15 protein-coding genes, 8 tRNA genes and 2 rRNA genes (1 of these 25 only partly in view) are annotated in these 19,497 nt (G+C 43.2%); 4 read left to right on the forward strand and 21 right to left on the reverse strand.

All coding sequences use genetic code 11. The features are described 5' to 3' along the window. Positions 1-13: 13 nt before the first annotated feature. Positions 14-1,309 (reverse strand): arsenic transporter, encoded by a 1,296-nt coding sequence (locus tag ACK8P5_RS14480; RefSeq protein WP_422656986.1) that lies wholly within the window; start codon positions 1,307-1,309, stop codon positions 14-16. Positions 1,310-1,463: 154 nt separating this feature from the next. After that, positions 1,464-3,605, reverse strand: coding sequence for a hypothetical protein (locus ACK8P5_RS14485; RefSeq protein ID WP_422656987.1), 2,142 nt, complete (start codon positions 3,603-3,605; stop codon positions 1,464-1,466). Between the two features lie 228 nt (positions 3,606-3,833). On the opposite strand from ACK8P5_RS14485, the gene ACK8P5_RS14490 reads away from it, so the two are divergent. Then, a complete protein-coding gene (locus ACK8P5_RS14490; RefSeq protein ID WP_422656988.1) occupies positions 3,834-4,976 on the forward strand; it encodes a phosphodiester glycosidase family protein in 1,143 nt (380 codons plus the stop codon). 59 nt (positions 4,977-5,035) lie between these two features. On the opposite strand, the gene ACK8P5_RS14495 is transcribed toward ACK8P5_RS14490, so the two are convergent. The 7 genes from ACK8P5_RS14495 to ACK8P5_RS14525 form a co-directional block, all read right to left on the reverse strand. Further along, on the reverse strand, positions 5,036-6,562 hold the full coding sequence (locus tag ACK8P5_RS14495; protein ID WP_422656989.1) for a UbiA family prenyltransferase: 1,527 nt from the start codon (positions 6,560-6,562) through the stop codon (positions 5,036-5,038). Between the two features lie 91 nt (positions 6,563-6,653). Further along, positions 6,654-7,295, reverse strand: a complete 642-nt coding sequence (locus ACK8P5_RS14500) for a pyroglutamyl-peptidase I (RefSeq protein WP_422656990.1) — start codon at positions 7,293-7,295, stop codon at positions 6,654-6,656. A gap of 33 nt (positions 7,296-7,328) precedes the next feature. Beyond that, a complete protein-coding gene (locus ACK8P5_RS14505; protein WP_422656991.1) occupies positions 7,329-8,096 on the reverse strand; it encodes a LamB/YcsF family protein in 768 nt (255 codons plus the stop codon). Continuing rightward, complete coding sequence (locus ACK8P5_RS14510; RefSeq protein WP_422656992.1) at positions 8,083-9,093, reverse strand: biotin-dependent carboxyltransferase family protein; 1,011 nt, start codon at positions 9,091-9,093, stop codon at positions 8,083-8,085. The genes ACK8P5_RS14505 and ACK8P5_RS14510 overlap by 14 nt, the downstream gene beginning before the upstream one ends. After that, positions 9,090-9,806: a 5-oxoprolinase subunit PxpB gene (gene pxpB / locus ACK8P5_RS14515; protein ID WP_422656993.1), complete on the reverse strand. Its 717-nt coding sequence runs from the start codon at positions 9,804-9,806 to the stop codon at positions 9,090-9,092. Before pxpB ends, ACK8P5_RS14510 begins: the two co-directional genes overlap by 4 nt. Before the next feature lie 165 nt (positions 9,807-9,971). Continuing rightward, entirely contained in the window at positions 9,972-10,538 is a 567-nt protein-coding gene (locus ACK8P5_RS14520; protein WP_422656994.1) for a methylated-DNA--[protein]-cysteine S-methyltransferase, read from the reverse strand. A 2-nt stretch (positions 10,539-10,540) separates the two neighbouring features. Then, positions 10,541-11,161, reverse strand: coding sequence for a bifunctional transcriptional activator/DNA repair enzyme AdaA (locus tag ACK8P5_RS14525; protein WP_422656995.1), 621 nt, complete (start codon positions 11,159-11,161; stop codon positions 10,541-10,543). Between the two features lie 150 nt (positions 11,162-11,311). On the opposite strand from ACK8P5_RS14525, the gene ACK8P5_RS14530 reads away from it, so the two are divergent. Continuing rightward, entirely contained in the window at positions 11,312-12,241 is a 930-nt protein-coding gene (locus tag ACK8P5_RS14530) for a DNA-3-methyladenine glycosylase family protein (RefSeq protein WP_422656996.1), read from the forward strand. Positions 12,242-12,329: 88 nt separating this feature from the next. Further along, the gene (locus tag ACK8P5_RS14535) at positions 12,330-12,503 is read left to right on the forward strand and encodes a hypothetical protein (RefSeq protein WP_422656997.1); all 174 of its coding nucleotides are present in this window, start codon (positions 12,330-12,332) and stop codon (positions 12,501-12,503) included. 97 nt (positions 12,504-12,600) lie between these two features. Here the strand turns inward: ACK8P5_RS14535 and ACK8P5_RS14540 are convergent, their stop codons facing one another. Beyond that, a complete protein-coding gene (locus tag ACK8P5_RS14540) occupies positions 12,601-13,821 on the reverse strand; it encodes an anaerobic sulfatase maturase (RefSeq protein WP_422656998.1) in 1,221 nt (406 codons plus the stop codon). A gap of 251 nt (positions 13,822-14,072) precedes the next feature. Here ACK8P5_RS14540 and ACK8P5_RS14545 point away from each other — a divergent pair, with 251 nt between their 5' ends. Next, on the forward strand, positions 14,073-15,305 hold the full coding sequence (locus tag ACK8P5_RS14545) for an aminopeptidase (RefSeq protein WP_422656999.1): 1,233 nt from the start codon (positions 14,073-14,075) through the stop codon (positions 15,303-15,305). A 56-nt stretch (positions 15,306-15,361) separates the two neighbouring features. Here ACK8P5_RS14545 and ACK8P5_RS14550 read toward each other — a convergent pair whose 3' ends face one another. From ACK8P5_RS14550 to ACK8P5_RS14600, 11 genes are all read right to left on the reverse strand, one after another. Further along, positions 15,362-16,621, reverse strand: a complete 1,260-nt coding sequence (locus tag ACK8P5_RS14550) for a GNAT family N-acetyltransferase (protein ID WP_422657000.1) — start codon at positions 16,619-16,621, stop codon at positions 15,362-15,364. 178 nt (positions 16,622-16,799) lie between these two features. After that, a tRNA-Pro gene (locus ACK8P5_RS14555) sits at positions 16,800-16,873 on the reverse strand. A gap of 14 nt (positions 16,874-16,887) precedes the next feature. After that, positions 16,888-16,959 (reverse strand) — tRNA-Gly (locus tag ACK8P5_RS14560). A gap of 7 nt (positions 16,960-16,966) precedes the next feature. Continuing rightward, positions 16,967-17,051, reverse strand: a tRNA-Leu gene (locus ACK8P5_RS14565). Between the two features lie 14 nt (positions 17,052-17,065). Continuing rightward, positions 17,066-17,141 (reverse strand) — tRNA-Lys (locus tag ACK8P5_RS14570). A 22-nt stretch (positions 17,142-17,163) separates the two neighbouring features. Beyond that, positions 17,164-17,240 (reverse strand) — tRNA-Asp (locus ACK8P5_RS14575). A 13-nt stretch (positions 17,241-17,253) separates the two neighbouring features. Continuing rightward, a tRNA-Thr gene (locus ACK8P5_RS14580) sits at positions 17,254-17,329 on the reverse strand. A gap of 22 nt (positions 17,330-17,351) precedes the next feature. After that, positions 17,352-17,427 (reverse strand) — tRNA-Val (locus ACK8P5_RS14585). Positions 17,428-17,563: 136 nt separating this feature from the next. Next, positions 17,564-17,638 (reverse strand) — tRNA-Glu (locus ACK8P5_RS14590). A 61-nt stretch (positions 17,639-17,699) separates the two neighbouring features. Further along, a 5S ribosomal RNA gene (rrf, locus tag ACK8P5_RS14595) occupies positions 17,700-17,816 on the reverse strand. Between the two features lie 124 nt (positions 17,817-17,940). Further along, positions 17,941-19,497 (reverse strand): 23S ribosomal RNA (locus ACK8P5_RS14600) (it continues 1,486 nt past the right edge of the window).

The raw sequence follows: 19,497 nt of genomic DNA on the forward strand, positions 1-19,497 counted from the left end.
ATCCACCTCATGGTTACCAAATATTTAGCCATAAATATAATCCTAGCAGCGTGATAAACAGGGTTGGGACAGTCAGTATCACACCTATTTTAAAATAAGCGCCCCATCCTATCTTCAATCCTTTATTGGAAAGAACGTGGAGCCACAATAAGGTGGCAAGAGATCCAATTGGCGTAATCTTCGGACCCAGATCTGATCCGATTACATTGGCATAGATTAAAGCTTCCCGAATTGACGCTGAGGTATGTGTCGCATCAATAGCAAGCGCATCAATCATCACCGTTGGTAGATTGTTCATTACCGAAGACAGAATAGCCGCTATAAAGCCCATACTCATTGTAGCTATAAACATACCTTGGTTAGCTGCAGCCTGTAGTAAATCAGTAAGGGAATCCGTTAATCCTGCGTTCCGCAGGCCATATACGACAACATACATACCTATAGAAAAGAATACAATTGTCCAAGGTGCCCCCTTGATCACTTCATTCGTTTGAACAGCAGGGCTTTTTCGTGCCATCAGAAGGAAGAAGATCGTAACTATGATCGCTACAACGGAGACAGGGATATCAAAATACTCACTGATAAAATAACCGATGAGAAGCAGTATGAGGACAATCCAGGACATTCGAAACATCTTTTTATCCAGAATAACACTGGATGGTTCTTTTAGCTGACTCCCATCATACCGACTCGGAATACTCTTTCGAAAGAATACATATAGAACTAATATACTTGCGCCTAAAGAAAACAAGTTAGGAACAATCATATGGCCTGCGTATTCCATGAAACTGATGCCAAAGAAATCTGCAGACACAATGTTCACCAGATTGCTTACAACAAGCGGTAGTGAAGTCGTATCGGCAATAAAGCCGCTTGCAATAATGAACGGAAATAGTTTTTTCTCATCGAATTGAAGAGCACGCACCATAGCAAGCACGATCGGGGTCAGAATCAAGGCTGCTCCATCATTCGCAAAAAATGCAGAGACTACCGCACCCAGAAGTGATATGTAAATAAACATTCGTACACCATTGCCTTTGGCTGCATGAGCCATATGTAAAGCTGCCCATTCGAAAAAGCCAATCTTGTCAAGAATTAATGAAATCAGAATAATAGCAACAAAAGTTAAGGTGGCATTCCATACTATTTGTGTTACATCCCATACATCTTGAAAGTCAACCACGCCAGCGATTAGTGCAACCGCTGCTCCGCCGCAAGCAGACCAACCAATAGATAGGTTTCTGGGCTGCCAAATAACGAGTACCAGTGTCACTATAAAAATCAACCCGGCAAGATTAAATGAGTTCAATGCAGTAACCTCCGCGTAAAATTAAGCTATCTGACATGATAGTCCGTTCGTAATTATATAATCACTTACTTATATAGGCAACATAAATTTTATATAGCTAATATTTCAAGCAAAAAGCCGCATCCTATGAAAGGAAGCGGCTTTTTTCGTTGTTTTATTTTACAGACACCGTCACAGTAACTGTCTTCGTACCTACCTTTGCTTTGATCCGGGAAGTTCCTTTTGCGAGTACCTCAATTCTGCCTTCGGAAACTTTAGCTACGGAAGGATTACTGCTTGTCCATTCAGCATTACTAGTAACATTGCTTGTCTTTCCAGTGTCGTAAGTTGCTGTCAATACTAAAGTCTTGATATCACCAGGCGATAAATTCAACTTTTTCTCGTTAGCAGCCACCTTCATCAATTTCGGAACCACATTCACTTTCAGACTTACTTGAATCTCCTGATAAGAACCACTGATCGTTGCTGTCCCTTCACCAACGGACTTGATGGAAGATCTAGTTACAGTGGCTACAGATGTGTCTGAGGAGACCCAGTCAATCTTCGTAGACAGGGATACGGTCTTTCCATTCGCATAATAACCTGTTGCCTTAATAGACTTCGTTCTCTTAAGGTTCAGTTCGATCGTCTCAGGGTCAACAACAATTTTCACGACTTCTTGCTCAACGGAAACAGGGATTTTGATACTTTGATTCAGATAAGTACCTTTCAGTACCGTAGAACCCCTTACCAGTCCCTTGATTTCAGTATCCTTAATGACAGCTGCTGTACCAGTTAATGACCATTCTACTTTGCTCGTTACATCCTCTTCTTCACCATTCTCGAGCACTGCTGTAACTTTAGGCAATTCAGCCGCTTTACCAGTTACAATTACATAATTCTCTATAGAAGGTAAGAGAACAAGTACTTTCTCATCTACGATAACCGTTACCTCAGCAACTTGCTTATTGCCGATTTTACCCGTTAGAATAGCTTTACCTTCGGCCTTAGCGTTCATCTTCCCTTCATCCACAGTAACGACGGTATCGTCACTAGTTGTCCACTCCACTGATTTTGTGAAATCCTGTTTCTCATCATCCAGAAGTATCCCTGTTACCTTAGGTACGGATTGAGAATCGCCTTTAAGTAGTTTGATCTCCTTCTCTTCAACGGTAAATTCCTTAACGCTTGGGAACACCGTCACCCGGAATTCTTTCGAAATGCCGCGATAGGATACTTTAATTGTTGAAGTTCCCGTCGCTCTTGCTGTGATCTTACCTCCATCCACAGTTACTGCTAGCGGATTGGATGAAGTCCAGGTTGCTACTACGGGCTCAGACTTTGTCGCTGCATTACGAACAGAAGTCTTAATTGTTGTTGTGTCATTTAAAAACATAAGCGGATTCTTAACGAAATCTGTCTGATCCAAGATCAACGCTTCGTAAGGATTTCTAACGTAAACATCGATCGTTGCCGTAGTTCCCAAGTAGGTAGCAGTAATCGTTGCCTTACCCAATGCAACAGGCTCCAGCTTACCATCTACAATCTTGGCAACAGCGTTATCGGAAGACTTAAGTTCCGCTTTATCTGTTACTAGCGTACCTAAACCCGTTTCTGATTCCGAAGTTTTAGCGTATACCTTAAGCTCTACAGCATTATCGCCTACAAGAAGCTCTTGATCCGCACTTGGAGAGATTACTAGTTTCTCATAAGGTGAGATGACTTTTACTTTAAAAGAAGCACTAAGACCTTTATAAGTAGCCGTTATCGTTGCACTACCTCTTCCGATCAGCTTCAACTGTCCTTTATCAACAGTGACGACAGCTTCATCAGAAGAAGTCCATTTGGCTTCTGTACTCACATCATTCGTGCCGTCAGCCAGCGCTTTTACAGAAAGGCCTTCGGTACCAAGCTTGTACTCCACCTCAGCTGCTTGGTCGATCTTGAACTCTTCAGCCGCATATTTAGATACAACTTTAATAGTCGCAATGGAGCCTTTGTACTTCGCAGTAATCGTTGCCGTACCTTTGTCAAGCGGAGTTAGAAGACCTCCATCAACTTTAACGATTTTAGTGCTAGATGACGTCCACGTTGCCTCATTTGTCACATCTTTCTTGGTGCTAGAACCTTCGATATTTGCCAGCACACGAAGCTGTCTGGTCGTTTCCGTAACTGTAAGATGAATCTCACTCTCTTCCGTGTCAAACGTGATCGATGTTAAATCCCCATTCGCAGCGAATACACTGGTTGGAAACACCATAGCCAACATCATCACAATAACTAGAGATAACTTGGTTGTTCTCCTGTTAGCAATCATTCATTTCTCTCCTTTGTTCCTCTGTTACACAGGTATTTTCCAGTACTATACCAGTTTATCGACATTAATCTCATCGATTGTTACCTTTATGATAAAAAATAGGTAGAAAGTCGTGATAGGAAATAGAACTTTATACCGGATCAATCTACATTTTTTCAAAATATTACCGATAAATCTTATACACACGTTGTTACGTGATACATATACATAAAGGAGATTATTTCACACATGAAAAGAATTACCGCTTTAGTCCTATTAGCCATGCTCACCTTTGTTACACCACTCTATGGTGCCGCGAGTGCACCTAAAATGTTAGCTTTTACGAATCAGAGCAGCCAATCTTTCATTCCAGTCGGAGTCCTGAAGGGCTATGATGGAATCAAGGTTCAATATACTTCTGCTCAGAAAAAAATTGATATTACAAAGAAAGACACCAAACTTTCCCTTTATCTCGGTTCAAAAACAGCTTATGTCAATGGCAAGAAAGTTGCTATTAAAGGAGCCCCCTTCAAAGAGGCAGGTAATACATATGTCCCACTTCAATTTGTCAGCCAGTATCTAAGTCTTAAGATCACATGGAATAAGGATACTTCTTCTGTTGTCATTATCGAGGGAGATATCGCAGCTTCTCTCCCTGTTCTTTCCGGGAGTTCGATTGCAGCAGCGAACGGTAAACCGATCATCACAGCTCGAAAATCCTTTAAAGTAGGGTCTCGCACCTTCAGTGCACAGACGGTCACAATCTCTCTACTTCATCCTAATGTGGAACTGGATGTCGCTCTAGCAGGTAATCAAGTCGGTAAAGTTGAAGATTTACGTAGTATAGCTAAACGTAATAATGCTGTGGTCGCCATGAATGGTACATTCTTCGATGCTTATACATCTGGCTCTTACAAAGCTCCATATGGCTATATTGTAGGTAAAGGAAAGCTTCTAAAAGATAGCCCTGCGGACAAGCGCACCGTATTCACCTTTGATTCTAACAACCTAACTCAATTAGTCCCTGGTCTGGATTTCAAAGATCATTTCTTACAAGGCAAATCTACAGGTGCAATACAAGCCGGACCACGGTTGATTGTGAATGGAAAAGTGTCACTGGATGTGAAGAAGGAAGGCTTTAAAGACCCTAAGATCCTAACCGGTGGTGGAGCAAGAAGCGCTCTTGGTATAACGAAGGATCATAAACTTATTCTATTAACAACCGGTGGCGCAACGATTCCTCAACTGGCTGAGATCATGAAACAGGCCGGCGCCTACCAAGCGATGAATCTTGACGGTGGTGCTTCGAGTGGGCTTTATTACAATGGTTCATACCTAACGGCTCCTGGTCGCCAGATCAGTAATGCAATTATTGTGAAACTAAACAAATAAACTGATCATACATAAAGAAGTCGCTCAATGAAGAGCGACTTCTTTTTTTACAAGCTACATTAGTTTTTAAAAGCGTTCCGGAAATCATTCATAACTCTCCGTTGTCTTTCAATGTAATTCCATACCCAGAAGATAAACAGCAGAGATGCTGCAAGATATACAATTGGAATCACTAAGTCCAATTCGGTTAATAGAAATGCAAATACTAATAGTAAACCGTTAAAAAGATGATTTATTGCCGTATGTGCATTACTCGGAATGATATCTGCGGCATTTTTATCATAATTACTCCATGCATAACGAATCGCTTGAAGCGCGAATGGTACGGACAAGAAAGCAAAGTATAATGTAAATGGCGCAACCCCTAGAACCGGCAAGATCCCGATAATGATATATCCAGCGACGAAACAGGATATCAGAATATTTCTAGCTTTTTTCTTACCAACACGTACAACAAGTGTGTTCTTTCCCGTCTTCGCATCTGATTCTGCATCTGGAAACTGGTTGATCAAAAGTACATTAGATATAAAAAATGCAACAGGTAATGAAATTAAGAATGCTTGAAGGGAATAAGCTCCAGTCTGTACATAGAAAGCACCCATTGTCATAAACACACCATATGTCGTAGCAATTAATACTTCAGCAATGCCTGGCGCCATATTAATGAAGGAGAACTTACCCTTCTCGCTAGTATAGAACACCCCGGCAATGATCCCATAGAGAATGAGTGGAATCAGTCCCCATCCGCTAACGAATACTAAGTAAATACCGATTAGAGTAGCAATAACGGTTATTAGCAAACCGAAGAACCCCATATCCGATCTGGATATCAGCCCAAGCTGAATCATTCGTGATCCACCTGTGAATGGCCGCATTCCAGCACTGTTTTCACTGTCTCGCTCCGCATCCTTCCAGTCGTTTATCATATTCGTTCCAGCTTGAATCATAATTGCCCCGATCAATGTAATCAGAAAAATGCCAACATTCAAATGATGAACACTCGACAGTGCAAGAGCTCCGCCAAGAAGAATCGGAACTAACGTAGCTGTAAGTGATAACGGCCTTACCGCCTCTTTCCATGCACGTGCTTTAGCACGAACATCATCCCATACGCTGAATGATTCACGGTTCTCGCTAAAGTCAAATACCGTAGGTGGTTCACCCTGCAAGATTTCAGGAACAAAGCGATATTTCACTATGAAAGGACAGATTCGAATGAATTCAAGTTTATCCAGAGCTCCGATTTCTGTAAACTGAGCAACGATTGGCGATCTCGTCTTCAGCAGCTGAGCCGCAATATCACGTTCTCCTTCGTCTTTCAGCACTTCCGCCCGGCCGATAATTTCGCATTCTTCCATCTTTAAGAACTCTTCGCCTTGATGGATAAGCAGTGCAGTCTCAGGGATGTTACTCCACTGGATAACCTTCGGGTCACCCTTCATACTTGTCACATAAATATTAAAATGCGCGTCCACCGCGAAATGCATCATTCGCTGCCGCGGAGATCCCATATTCGAGGTACCGATAGCAGCTACTTCAGCACGCGACAAAAATTCGATAACCTCTTCTTTACTGCGTATAGCCATGATTGTATTCCCCATTTCCAATATTACATTAATCAAACTATATAATTGTAGTAGGAATGGGCGAAAAAATCCATGGAATTTTTATAATAGTTTAGTAGATCTTATCCTTCATTAATTCATCTATCGTGGTTTGAATGATGATTTGAAGCCCTTTTAACATCGTATCTTGATGCATTGTGGGCATTGAAGGCTTGTCTGTAGCCATCTCAATAGAAGCTGGAAAATGAATAAATCCGCCTAGTTTCGGTACCTGATTTATACGCATGTGATCGAGCAACGCATACATCGTGTTATTACAAATATAAGTCCCCGCCGAATTAGATATCAAGGCAGGTATCCCCTGATCCCGGAGTCGTTCAACCATCTTACGAATCGGCAGATTTGTAAACAGACCATCCGGATGATCTGGATGAATGGGCTCATCCTGTGGTCTTACACCTCTGTTATCTGGATAAGGTGAATCCGGTGCAATATCCTTGATATTGATAGCAATGCGCTCAGGTGTAATAGCCGTTCGACCTGCTGCAACTCCACATGCTATAACTGCATCTGGTTCGAATGACTGAATCTCTTGCAAGATGAGGTCAGCACACTCATCAAAATAAACGGGAAGAAGCAATGTTTTTATCTCAACGCCTTCAAATGATACATGAACTATATCCTGTATTAATTGCTCTGTGGGATTCATCTTACTACCACCAAAAGGCTCAAAACCTGATATCAATATTTTCATGAGTAGGTCCCCCTAGAAAGCTAATCGATGTTTTTATTTCACCTTACCAACCGCTTGTATAATGATTCCTTCGTCCAAAAGACGAGACCGGAGCTGTTGTGCAAACATGACTGCATGAGCACCATCTCCATGAATACATACCGTGTCCGCTTGAATAGGGACTGATTTTCCTGAAATAGATTTAACGTAACCGTCCTTCACCATTCCCAGAACTTGTTGCACCGCATGATCTGTATCTGTGATTAATGAACCTGACATTCGTCTCGGTGTTAACGTTCCATCATCTTGATACGTACGATCGGCGAACACTTCGCTTGCCGTGCGTAGCCCAATCTGTTCTCCCGCTTCTATCATTGCACTACCTGACAAGCCATAGAGAATAAGATTTGAATCAATAGCGTAGATAGCTGCTGCTATAGCATCCGCTAGAGCTTTTGAGGTAGCTGCCATATTGTACAGAGCACCATGGGGCTTCACGTGGTGAAGCACACCCCCTTCTTGCTTAACGAACATCTGTAGGGCGCCAATCTGATAGGTTACCATATCAAAAGCTTCATCGGGCGAAATATCCATATTTCTTCTCCCAAACCCAGCCAAATCGGGCAATCCAGGATGTGCACCGATCGCAGCCCCTTGTTGCAAAGCTAGCTTCACGGTTGAACGCATGACGGATGGATCTCCTGCATGAAATCCGCATGCAATATTAGCTGAGGTAACGTGTTCTAGTAGAACTGCATCTGCTCCCAAGTGATATACTCCAAAACTCTCACCCATATCACAATTAAGATCAATTTCCAGCATGAAACTCCTCCTTTAACTTTTGTTGAATGATCATTGCAAGTAGACGAATTTCACGCCTCCAGTTGATAAAAGCCTGTTCTGCTTCACGTTGTGATATCTCACAGAATCGGATTGAACCGCCCGGGGGAATTTGTGCAACAACAGGAATATCAATACTTGCCGTTTGTGCGATTTTCGGATATCCACCATGAGTCTGTCGATCTGCCATCAATATAATGGGCTGTCCATCTGCAGGGACTTGAATCGTTCCCATCGTTACAGCTTCAGATATGTATTCCTTTGGAGATTTCAAAGTAAGAGTCGTTCCCGAAATCCGATAACCCATTCGGTCTGATTGCGGTGTTACTATAAATCTTTCTTTAAATAGAGCTTCCCGGCTTATATCATTAAAATCATCAAATTGATTCCCACGTATCACTCGGACAACTGGATGATTATGATAGGATGGAATTTGTGCTTGAGGGATAGACCATTTTACCGAAAAAAATGGCGCTTGTTCATCCATGCGATCTGGTCGTTTCGTGAACCAACCCTGTTTCACCGATATCTCATCCCCAGCCCTCAGAGTTCTACCCTGATAGCCGCCTATTCCCGCTCGAATATATGTACTATAGCTCCCCATCATTTCTCTAACAGCTAAACCGCCTGATATCGCTATGTATGATCGACAACCGATAACAGGTTTATTAAAGGTAAGCATACTGCCACTACGCACGAATACAGAACGCCACATCGGAACATCTATACCATCCAATTGAGGTGTAAGGTTTCCCCCTGTAATAGCAATCCAATGATCTGCCTCAAAATGGGCCGCAAACCCACTCCATGTTATTTCAAGGGTAGCTTCCTGATCTATATTCCCAACTAGCCAGTTCGCAGCTCGGTGAGAAAAGTTATCCATCGCGCCAGACACTATAACCCCGTATTTGCCATAATGTGTTCTCCCTAAATCCTGAACTGTGGCCAGCAATCCAGGTTTCGTGATAACTATACTCATCTTTCATCACCCTTCAGAAGTTCGAACTCCCTCTCCTCAATCGGCCGAAACCGAATATGTTGACCACCTTCTAACAGTATAGGCGGATAACGCTCAGGCTGGAACAACGAGAGTGGTGTACGTCCTATGATCTGCCAGCCACCTGGCGTTTCTATCGGATAAATTCCCGTCTGATTACCTGCGATTCCAACAGAGCTTGCGGGAACCTTAAATCGGGGTGTTGTTTTTCTTGGGGTAGCAATTGCCTCCGGTACCCCACCTACATAGGGGAATCCAGGAGCAAATCCAATGGCATAAATCAGATAATCCTGACCACTATGTATCTCTATCACCTGTTTCGGTGTTAATCCGTTTATAGCCGCTACAGCTTCCAAATCAGGACCATAGTCTCCCCCGTAACATACAGGGATTTCAACAATTACGGGTTCTTTCTCCGCTTGAAGGTCGATCCTGTCTAACCTTTCACTCAGCAACTTACAGACATATTCAAATACGGATATAGATTCATCATTTTTTTGAATATCGAAGAGATCATAAAGAACAGTAACTGTCGTAAAAGATGGAACGCATTCAATAAACCCAGGAAACGGGTGGTCTTCGATATTCTGAGTGGTAGCCTGAACCTTCAAGTGCACTGAACGATTTATGGCATCACCGAACTGAATAAGTACCGCTGAATCCCCCAAAGGAAGCATCGCTGTAGGTGTAATCATCTTGTTAACCTCCTTAATTAAACCTATAGTTCCTGTCTATATGATATCAGAGAAGAGGTTATGTAGAACAATAGAATATGAACACGATAAAATGACAAAAGAAACAGCCCTCTAGCACGATATAGTGCATTAAAGGCTGTTGTTGTCTCATGAATATTATATCTTTTACAGCGAATTAATCTCTTTAGATTCACCTTTAGCTGTTACAGAATTAAGCTGTTCGAGGTTCAGAAGTCTTGTTTTCATATCCAGCCCGCCTCGATAACCGGTAAGCGAACCATTTTTCCCAATAACTCGATGACAAGGTACTGTGATTAATAGCGGATTTGCTCCAATAGCTGTTCCTACCGCTCTTACCGACGCAGGTTTCTGTATGTGACTCGCAATATCCGAATAGGATTGTGTTATTCCATATGGGATTTGGGTTAGTGCTTGCCAGACTAACATTTGAAAGGATGTTCCTGTAACATCGATTGGCAGACTAAAAGTCTGACGTTCTCCCATTAAATATTCATGAAGCTCTTGAACATAGGGCTCAAGTCGTTTGTTATCTTGAATAAGAGGGGCACCCATTCTGCGCACCTGTACCCACTGCTTCAGTTCATCGATCGATGAATGGTTGGAACCTACAAAGCAAAGTCCTTGCCGCGTCGCTGCCATGTGCAGACTCCAGTTATTACTTGTATACAAAGTCCAGTAAACAGGTGAAAACTCAGTATCATTTATTCCCATAGTTAACGCTTGCCCTCCCTTTTAGGTGAATGTAGTTGCTGGCGATACGCTTTAGGGGTATGCCCAGTCTTCCTTTTAAACATTGTAATAAAATAGGGTACATTAGCCATGCCCACAAGCAGAGCGATCTTGGAGACTGACATTTCGGTATGTTCCAAATACGCTTTTGCGTGTTCGATCCGCTTCTGTTGCACATATTCCACAGGGGTCATTCCTGTCACTCTCTTGAACGTTCGCTGTAAATGATATGGACTCCCATGACAATAACCGGCGAGATGTTCAAGTGTAATTATCTCAGCAAAGTTGCTATCTATATAAGACTTAATTTGTTCTACCCATTCCCGGTCTGGCAATCGTTCACCTGTAGGTTTACATCGTTTGCAAGGTCGGAAATGTGCAGAAATAGCCTGTTCTGCATTTAGAAAAATACGCACATTGGACTTCACGGGCTCTTTTGACTTACATGAAGGTTTGCAGAAGATCCCCGTGGTTTGAACCGCATAAATAAACCGATCATCATACCGGGAATCGTTCTGAATAATTGCTGTCCACTGTTCTTCTGATGGCTCCTTACCTACGGGTTGATCTAACTTGGCTTGAGACTTTTTGTCATTTCGATCCATTTCACATTTCACCTCCCAACACAGTATAACCTTCGCTGAGGGCGTATGTACGCTTTTCAGAATGTAAGAGCAAGATAATGAAATTTCATAGAGCTATAATAGGTTACAACTAATATATCAGAAAACATCTGATACACTGGAGGCTGAAGAATGATTCAAGAATTAAAATGGATAGATCTAGAGAACCAAATCAAACTGTCGGTACCATCTGAATTCAGCTTTAAAGAGAATTTGAAATATGTATCCAGATCAACTAATGAATGCTTACTGAGAATACATGAAGATACCATATATAAAGCAATCTCGATAGGAACGAACATGTATGTCCTTCAGATCTCTGACGATGTTGAATTATCACAGACGCTGAATGTCGCCTTTCTAGGGCCGAATATCCCTACCTCTGCCGAACGACAAGAGATTGCTCTATATGTAAGGGAATGGTTTGATCTGGATACCGACTTAGCCCCTTTCTATCAAATGGCTAAACAAGATCGTCTTCTAGCACAGGCTGTCGATGAATTTTACGGTTTACGCAATATGGGTATTCCTGATTTATTTGAGGCCATTTGCTGGGGAATTATCGGTCAACAGATCAACTTGACCTTTGCATATACACTAAAGCGAAGACTCGTTGAGAAGTATGGCCGTAGTATAGAACATGAAGGTGTACTGTACTGGCTGTTTCCTACACCAGAAGCCATTGCTTGCTTAACCGTTGAAGAAATGGAAGAGCTTCGGATGACCGTCAAAAAACGTGAATATCTCATCGATATTGCACGTCTTTTTGTAAGTGGAGAACTCACAAAAGAATCATTAATTCTAGCCGGTGACTGTAAAACAGCAGAAAAAATGCTGGTACGCATCCGCGGCATTGGGCCATGGACGGCTAATTATGTATTAATGCGTTGTCTAAGATATTCATCTGCTTTTCCAATCGATGATGTAGGATTACATAATGCTATCAAGCATGTCCTTCAGATTGATTCTAAACCCACGAAAGAACAGCTATACGAATTTTCAAAGGGTTGGATGAACTGGGAATCGTATGCTACATTTTATCTATGGAGATTCCTGTACTAATCTTTCTTGATGATTTAGATGTTTTGCATAAATTTAGCCTTAGATGGGACACTAATACATGTTACAAATTACACGAGGAGGTGTCTACATGAGTAAATCCAATCCGAATGAATTATCTAAGTCCGAGGTGTATAACACCAAGTTGAACAAAATGCCTGTACCAGGTGAAGGATTAGACGATACAGAATTTTCTGCTGAGGAAGCGGCAGAGGTATTTATGAACAATCCGTCCTCTGAGAAAACTTCGAAGAATCAGCAATAACATAAGTAAAGACCTCACGAGCATCCATCAGGACGCCATGAGGTCTTTCTTCAATTGTTTAATCTCCCCCTTCTATCCAACCTCTATAATCTATTACCTACACTTGACCACAACACTTCTTAAACTTGAGACCGCTGCCACAGATACATTCATCATTTCTCCCAGGCATTGCACGACCCGTCATCTTATATCTCTGTAATCGTTCAGCACGCAAACTTTCTGCAAGTGTATTCATTCTAGCGTAGGCATACTCATAGAACATCTTATAGCTTTCACAGAAATAATCTTTCTGTGTCCGATCATTAACATCTAACCAGTTCCGATTACGTGGACATCCTCCATGGCATAACTTAACATAACGACAAGTACAACATGCCTCGTTCATATCTGGCTTCAATGTCAAAAAATCCTCATATAGGGGACTAGCTAATAACTCTTCCAGCTTCAATTCGCCAATATTGCCAAGCTTATGTTCTTCATCAATAAAAAAATCACATGGGAAGGCATCACCATTAGACTCTAGTACGAGCATTTTCGGACAACGCTCACGATGGACACAGAGCTCCGCTTGGTGATTCATAAGTACTGCCAGCATGTTATCAAAAATCCGGATAGATAAATCTGGATTCCCATCGTTATACCACAGATCAAAGGCACGACATAGAAACGAACCGTAAGCCTCAGGGGTAATCTGAAAACGTCCAGGTTGACCTGACTCCTGAGACCTGAAATCCATACACGGAATAAACTGAACAAAGTCAAATTTCTGTTCACGATAAAACGAGATCAATTCTTCCGGCTTTGTCACATTATCCTCATGGATTACGGATAGGATATTAAATTCCACACCTGCTTGCCGTAAATGATCAATGCCTCGCATCACTAGTTCGTAACTTCCTTTACCAGATCCCGTGACACGATGACGATCATGGATTAACTTAGGCCCATCGAGACTAACGCCGATCAGAAAATGATATGTACGAAAGAAATTAGCCCATTGTTCATTGATCAACGTAGCATTGGTCTGTAAGGCATTGCTGATCGAAGTATGCGGTGGCGCATACTGAGCCTGGAGAGAGACCGCTTTTTCGAAAAAAGAAAGACCCGCTAACAACGGTTCCCCTCCCTGCCATGCAAAAGAGGCAACCCCTTTCGATTGTCGCATGTATTGTTCTATAAAACGCTCTAACAGCGCTGGTTCCATCGTACGAACAGGCTGATGAACCTTCCCACCACAAGAGCTGTAATAGCAATAATCACATGCCAGATTACAATCCTCAGAAACGGTTTTTAGCATAACACCAATATTCTGTCCCATTAATCAATCTCTCCTTCCTAAAAAAAGATTCATGAATAGATCGTACTATGCCCTCAAATACTTCACATTGTGATTAACTACATCTTTTTCGTAGGAATAATAATATTTCATGAACTTTTCGCGATATCATAAGTGCTTAACGCAATTCTAGTGTGAAGATTCATCTAGCTAAGATCGTTCCTGCACGAACGCTGGCCAAACATGTTAAACTATTTAGGTACGAATCACATCATTCATGGAGGAAAATACATATGAGTTCATTTGAAACGATGTTAGAGAAATATGCAGAGCTTGTCATTCGAGTGGGTGTGAATATTCAACCCGGACAAGTCCTTATTGTAAATGCACCTTTGGAAACCGTAGAATTAACCCGATTCATTGTATCCAAGGCTTATGAAGCTGGGGCAAAATACGTTCAAGTTGATTGGGATGATGAACGAATTACTCGTATTCGTTACGAGAAAGCGCCAGATGATTCTTTTGGTTACTATCCAAAATGGCAGGCCGACATGATGGAACAGCTTGCTGAGGGGGGTGGAGCCGTTCTTCATATTAAGGTACCAGACCCTGAATTATTCCGTGAAATTGATTCCGCTAAAGTATCTACAGCAGTTAAAGCAGCTTCTATAGCTAGAGAAAAGTACCAGTCCTACGTTCGTAACAATCAAGTGAGCTGGTCTCTAATAAAAGCACCTACACGCGCTTGGGCAAATAAAGTGTTCGCAGATCTACCTGAAGAGAAGCGTCTAGATGCGATGTGGGAAGCTGTCTTCCAGATGAACCGAGTACATACGGAGGATCCGGTAGCAGCTTGGCAGGAGCATATAAGTGAACTTAAAAAGAAACAAGAGTATATGAATGCAAAACGTTATAACAGTTTTCATTACCGTGCACCCGGCACCGATTTGCATGTCAAAATGCCAGAAGGCTATCGGTGGCTAGGTGGTGGGGATTATAACGAGTCTGGGGTGTATTTTGTTGCTAATATGCCTACAGAGGAGATTTACACCATGCCTTTACGAACGGGAGTAAACGGAACCGTCACAAGCACTCTTCCTCTTAACTTGAACGGAAGACTTGTTGAAGGAATCACATTAACTTTTAAAGATGGCAAAGTCGTTGAATATAATGCAACATCCGGTCGTGAGCATCTCACATCCTTGCTTGAGACGGATGAAGGAGCTTCTTATCTCGGAGAGATGGCACTTGTTCCTTACGATTCCCCTATCTCTCGATTGAACCGTGTCTTTTATAATACAGGTGTTGATGAGAATGCTTCTTGCCACTTCGCACTTGGCAGTGCATACCCCGTAAATATTGAGGGTGGAACTAAACTGAGTAAAGACGAACTGGTTGCTAGAGGTGCTAATGTGAGCTTAACACATGTTGATTTCATGATTGGTTCTGCCGAACTTGAAATTGACGGCGAACTACCTGATGGAACAATCGAGCCGGTATTCCGCAATGGTAACTGGGCAGAATAACAAGTAACAAAAGGACCTGCAATGAAAATGCAGGTCCTTTTGTTCTATATCGTCTATTAAAACGCTGTGGAACAGAATGGCTTTACATTATTTTTCAAGCAACTTCTAAGTAAAGATATAGCTTTCAAATCGCTTGCATGTATTTTCCCATATTGATACAGCTTATCTACGTCTACAACCCCCATGAACAATGAAGAAAAATCCGAGATGTTCATTTCGATGCTTGCTGCTTCTTCTACCTCCCCCATCGTCACAGCCACAGATCCTTTATCAATGTGTAGCGAAAACCTCTCATCCGATGAGAAAGAATCTGTAATCATGAACTGCAAAGTCAGAGGTTCAGCACTATAGATGGCTCCGGTTAATCCAAGTTCGATCATAAACTTAGGAATATCAATAATTTTGTACATCAATCCTACACCGGATATGTGACTTTCGTGAAATACACTTGGAAGTAGACGGTCACTTCCGTTCCGTGGATCTTCTATCCAATGTTCAATCATATCATCCTGTGTTGACCACACAATACGATGAATCTGGTCATTTTGCGTATGTAAAAAAGTACCTAACTGCTTCAGTGCCTCTGATGACTCATACACAAACTCTTGTATAACTAGATCATTAAGTAGGAAGTTGTCTGTTTTCACATTTTTAAAGTTAAAAATGATATATCCCTTCAGTCCACCGTTCTCCATGTATCCAATCGCTTTAGATCCAGCAGTACTTAATATGGAGTCTAGCTCATACGTGCTCTTGAATATCATACCGTGTGTAGTGCTTGCATGACGATCACTGCACTCTTTTATCTGATTTATATGTTTATGATCAAGCCATACTAAGCCCTGTTTAACAAATGCCTTTGGAAAACTATCTGGCTTGATGTAATATTGATTCATTTTGGTACCATACCCAAAACCCATCTTCTTATAGAAGTCTGGCCTAAACGGGTACAGAAGCACGAGAGAAATGCCTTTACTCTTACAATGTGCGATAAAATATTCAATCATCTCTTTCGCAGCTCGCTCTTTCTTGTGAAGTAGATCTACCGCCACTTGGCCTACACCGCCCACCTGAATCATACGGCCATAAAGATTCATTGAATATTCATGAAGCCGCATCCCTGCAATCAATCGATCTTCCCGATATAATCCATAATAATTTACATTGTCTATATTGTTCTGGATCTTAGTCATTCTAGATATTTGCCGTTCTCTGAACTCCGTTCCAGAGATAACTCTTGCTGGATATGCATTTATAGCAATGTCTACAAAAGAGGGAATCTCGCTTGACTCTAACTTACGAATAATTGAATACATCATAGACATCCTTTCCGCGGCTAACCCACTCAAGATCTTTACAAGATGAGCTATCTCCCTAACGATAACAAGCAGTATTCATTTGCACAAGAACTCTTTCTACAAATAGTAATCAAATCTTCTTAAAAAACAAAAAAAGATGTTGGATATAAATCCAACATCTTAGTGCAACATAGTATCGGGATGACACGATTTGAACATGCGACCCCCTGGTCCCAAACCAGGTGCTCTACCAAGCTGAGCTACATCCCGTAATATATATAGAAAGCGGACGACGGGAATCGAACCCGCGACCCTCGCCTTGGCAAGGCGATGCTCTACCGCTGAGCCACGTCCGCGAAAGCATGGTGCGCGTGAAGGGACTCGAACCCCCACGTCGTGAAACGCTAGATCCTAAGTCTAGTGCGTCTGCCAATTCCGCCACACGCGCACAAGTTAAAACAATGGTGAGCCATGAAGGACTCGAACCTTCGACACCCTGATTAAAAGTCAGGTGCTCTACCAACTGAGCTAATGGCTCTCAATCAAGATGAGGTAATTAATGGCGGAACTGACGGGATTCGAACCCGCGATCTCCTGCGTGACAGGCAGGCATGTTAGGCCTCTACACCACAGTTCCCCATTATAATTACTGGTGCCGGCGAGAGGACTTGAACCCCCAACCTACTGATTACAAGTCAGTTGCTCTACCAGTTGAGCTACACCGGCGTATTCAAATTTTAAAAATCAATGGTGGAGGCTGAGGGGTTCGAACCCCCGACCCTCTGCTTGTAAGGCAGATGCTCTCCCAGCTGAGCTAAGCCTCCATAAATAAGTTGTATAAAAGTAAATGGTGACCCGTAGGGGATACTCTCACTCCGATCGAGACTGCGAAGTATTCCTATCGATGTCAATGCTTCGACGAACCGTGGGGTTCTCATCCCCTTGAAGCAATAAAATAAATGGTGACCCGTAGGGGATTCGAACCCCTGTTACCTCCGTGAAAGGGAGGTGTCTTAACCCCTTGACCAACGGGCCATGCTATAAGTCTATCATCATATATTTATAGATTGATAGATTAAAGTCAAAAATATGTACCGCTTGGCGACGTCCTACTCTCCCGGGACCCTTCGGTCCAAGTACCATCGGCGCTGGAAGGCTTAACGGTCGTGTTCGGGATGGGTACGCGTGGAACCCTTCCGCTATCGCCACCAAACGGTTCAAGCGTTTGATCACTTGAAAACTAGATACGAAACTTGAATTTGCGATTAGTGCTTCACCGTAACTCACACCGGACCAAAGCAGATGCTTTCGATGCGAGCTTCACGCTGTGAAGCTTGTAGGATAAGCCCTCGACCGATTAGTATTGGTCAGCTCCATGCATTGCTGCACTTCCACCTCCAACCTATCTACCTCGTCGTCTTCAAGGGGTCTTACATACTGGGAAATCTCATCTTGAGGGGGCTTCACGCTTAGATGCTTTCAGCGCTTATCCCGTCCATACGTAGCTACCCAGCCATGCTCCTGGCGGAACAACTGGTGCACCAGCGGTATGTCCATCCCGGTCCTCTCGTACTAAGGACAGCTCCTCTCAAATTTCCTACGCCCACGACAGATAGGGACCGAACTGTCTCACGACGTTCTGAACCCAGCTCGCGTACCGCTTTAATGGGCGAACAGCCCAACCCTTGGGACCTACTTCAGCCCCAGGATGCGATGAGCCGACATCGAGGTGCCAAACCTCCCCGTCGATGTGGACTCTTGGGGGAGATAAGCCTGTTATCCCCAGGGTAGCTTTTATCCGTTGAGCGATGGCCCTTCCATGCGGTACCACCGGATCACTAAGCCCGACTTTCGTCCCTGCTCGACTTGTAGGTCTCGCAGTCAAGCTCCCTTATGCCTTTGCACTCTTCGAATGATTTCCAACCATTCTGAGGGAACCTTGGGGCGCCTCCGTTACTCTTTAGGAGGCGACCGCCCCAGTCAAACTGCCCACCAGACACTGTCCCCGCACCGGTTCACGGTACTAGGTTAGAACCTAGATACGATCAGGGTGGTATCCCAACGGCGCCTCCACAGAAGCTTGCGCTCCTGTTTCTTAGGCTCCCACCTATCCTGTACAGATCGTACCCAAATCCAATATCAAGCTGCAGTAAAGCTCCATGGGGTCTTTCCGTCTTGTCGCGGGTAACCTGCATCTTCACAGGTATTAAAATTTCACCGGATCTCTCGTTGAGACAGCGCCCAAATCGTTACGCCATTCGTGCGGGTCAGAATTTACCTGACAAGGAATTTCGCTACCTTAGGACCGTTATAGTTACGGCCGCCGTTTACTGGGGCTTCGGTTCATAGCTTCGGATTGCTCCTAACCACTCCCCTTAACCTTCCAGCACCGGGCAGGCGTCAGCCCGTATACTTCGCCTTACGGCTTCGCACAGACCTGTGTTTTTGTTAAACAGTCGCTTGGGCCTTTTCACTGCGGCCCCCTCGTGCTATTCACACTACCGGGGCACCCCTTCTCCCGAAGTTACGGGGTCATTTTGCCGAGTTCCTTAACGAGAGTTCTTCCGCGCGCCTTAGAATTCTCTTCTCGCCTACCTGTGTCGGTTTGCGGTACGGGCACCTTCACCTGACTAGAGGCTTTTCTTGGCAGTGTGAGATCATGACCTTCGCTACTATAATTTTCACTCCCCATCACAGCCCAGCCTTAACGATGTGCGGATTCGCCTACACATCAGCCTCACTGCTTGGACGGACATCCATCAGTCCGCGTCACTACCCTCCTGCGTCACCCCATCGTTCATAACGGTTTACGGTGGTACAGGAATTTCAACCTGTTGTCCTTCGATTACGCCTTTCGGCCTCACCTTAGGTCCCGACTTACCCTGAGCGGACGA

Source organism: Paenibacillus sp. EC2-1, assembly GCF_049311625.1.
In the GTDB taxonomy this organism is placed as follows: Bacteria; Bacillota; Bacilli; order Paenibacillales; family Paenibacillaceae; genus Paenibacillus_AQ.

What these genes read in the sequence shown, in the direction of transcription:
- ACK8P5_RS14485 (WP_422656987.1), bottom strand. Translation starts at nt 3,605, where the DNA reads ATGATTGCTAACAGGAGAACAACCAAGTTATCTCTAGTTATTGTGATG.
- ACK8P5_RS14495 (WP_422656989.1), bottom strand. Translation starts at nt 6,562, where the DNA reads ATGGCTATACGCAGTAAAGAAGAGGTTATCGAATTTTTGTCGCGTGCT.
- ACK8P5_RS14535 (WP_422656997.1), top strand. Translation starts at nt 12,330, where the DNA reads ATGAGTAAATCCAATCCGAATGAATTATCTAAGTCCGAGGTGTATAAC.
- ACK8P5_RS14490 (WP_422656988.1), top strand. Translation starts at nt 3,834, where the DNA reads ATGAAAAGAATTACCGCTTTAGTCCTATTAGCCATGCTCACCTTTGTT.
- ACK8P5_RS14525 (WP_422656995.1), bottom strand. Translation starts at nt 11,161, where the DNA reads ATGGATCGAAATGACAAAAAGTCTCAAGCCAAGTTAGATCAACCCGTA.
- ACK8P5_RS14540 (WP_422656998.1), bottom strand. Translation starts at nt 13,821, where the DNA reads ATGGGACAGAATATTGGTGTTATGCTAAAAACCGTTTCTGAGGATTGT.
- ACK8P5_RS14500 (WP_422656990.1), bottom strand. Translation starts at nt 7,295, where the DNA reads ATGAAAATATTGATATCAGGTTTTGAGCCTTTTGGTGGTAGTAAGATG.
- ACK8P5_RS14530 (WP_422656996.1), top strand. Translation starts at nt 11,312, where the DNA reads ATGATTCAAGAATTAAAATGGATAGATCTAGAGAACCAAATCAAACTG.
- ACK8P5_RS14510 (WP_422656992.1), bottom strand. Translation starts at nt 9,093, where the DNA reads ATGAGTATAGTTATCACGAAACCTGGATTGCTGGCCACAGTTCAGGAT.
- pxpB (WP_422656993.1), bottom strand. Translation starts at nt 9,806, where the DNA reads ATGATTACACCTACAGCGATGCTTCCTTTGGGGGATTCAGCGGTACTT.
- ACK8P5_RS14550 (WP_422657000.1), bottom strand. Translation starts at nt 16,621, where the DNA reads ATGTATTCAATTATTCGTAAGTTAGAGTCAAGCGAGATTCCCTCTTTT.
- ACK8P5_RS14545 (WP_422656999.1), top strand. Translation starts at nt 14,073, where the DNA reads ATGAGTTCATTTGAAACGATGTTAGAGAAATATGCAGAGCTTGTCATT.
- ACK8P5_RS14505 (WP_422656991.1), bottom strand. Translation starts at nt 8,096, where the DNA reads ATGCTGGAAATTGATCTTAATTGTGATATGGGTGAGAGTTTTGGAGTA.
- ACK8P5_RS14520 (WP_422656994.1), bottom strand. Translation starts at nt 10,538, where the DNA reads ATGGGAATAAATGATACTGAGTTTTCACCTGTTTACTGGACTTTGTAT.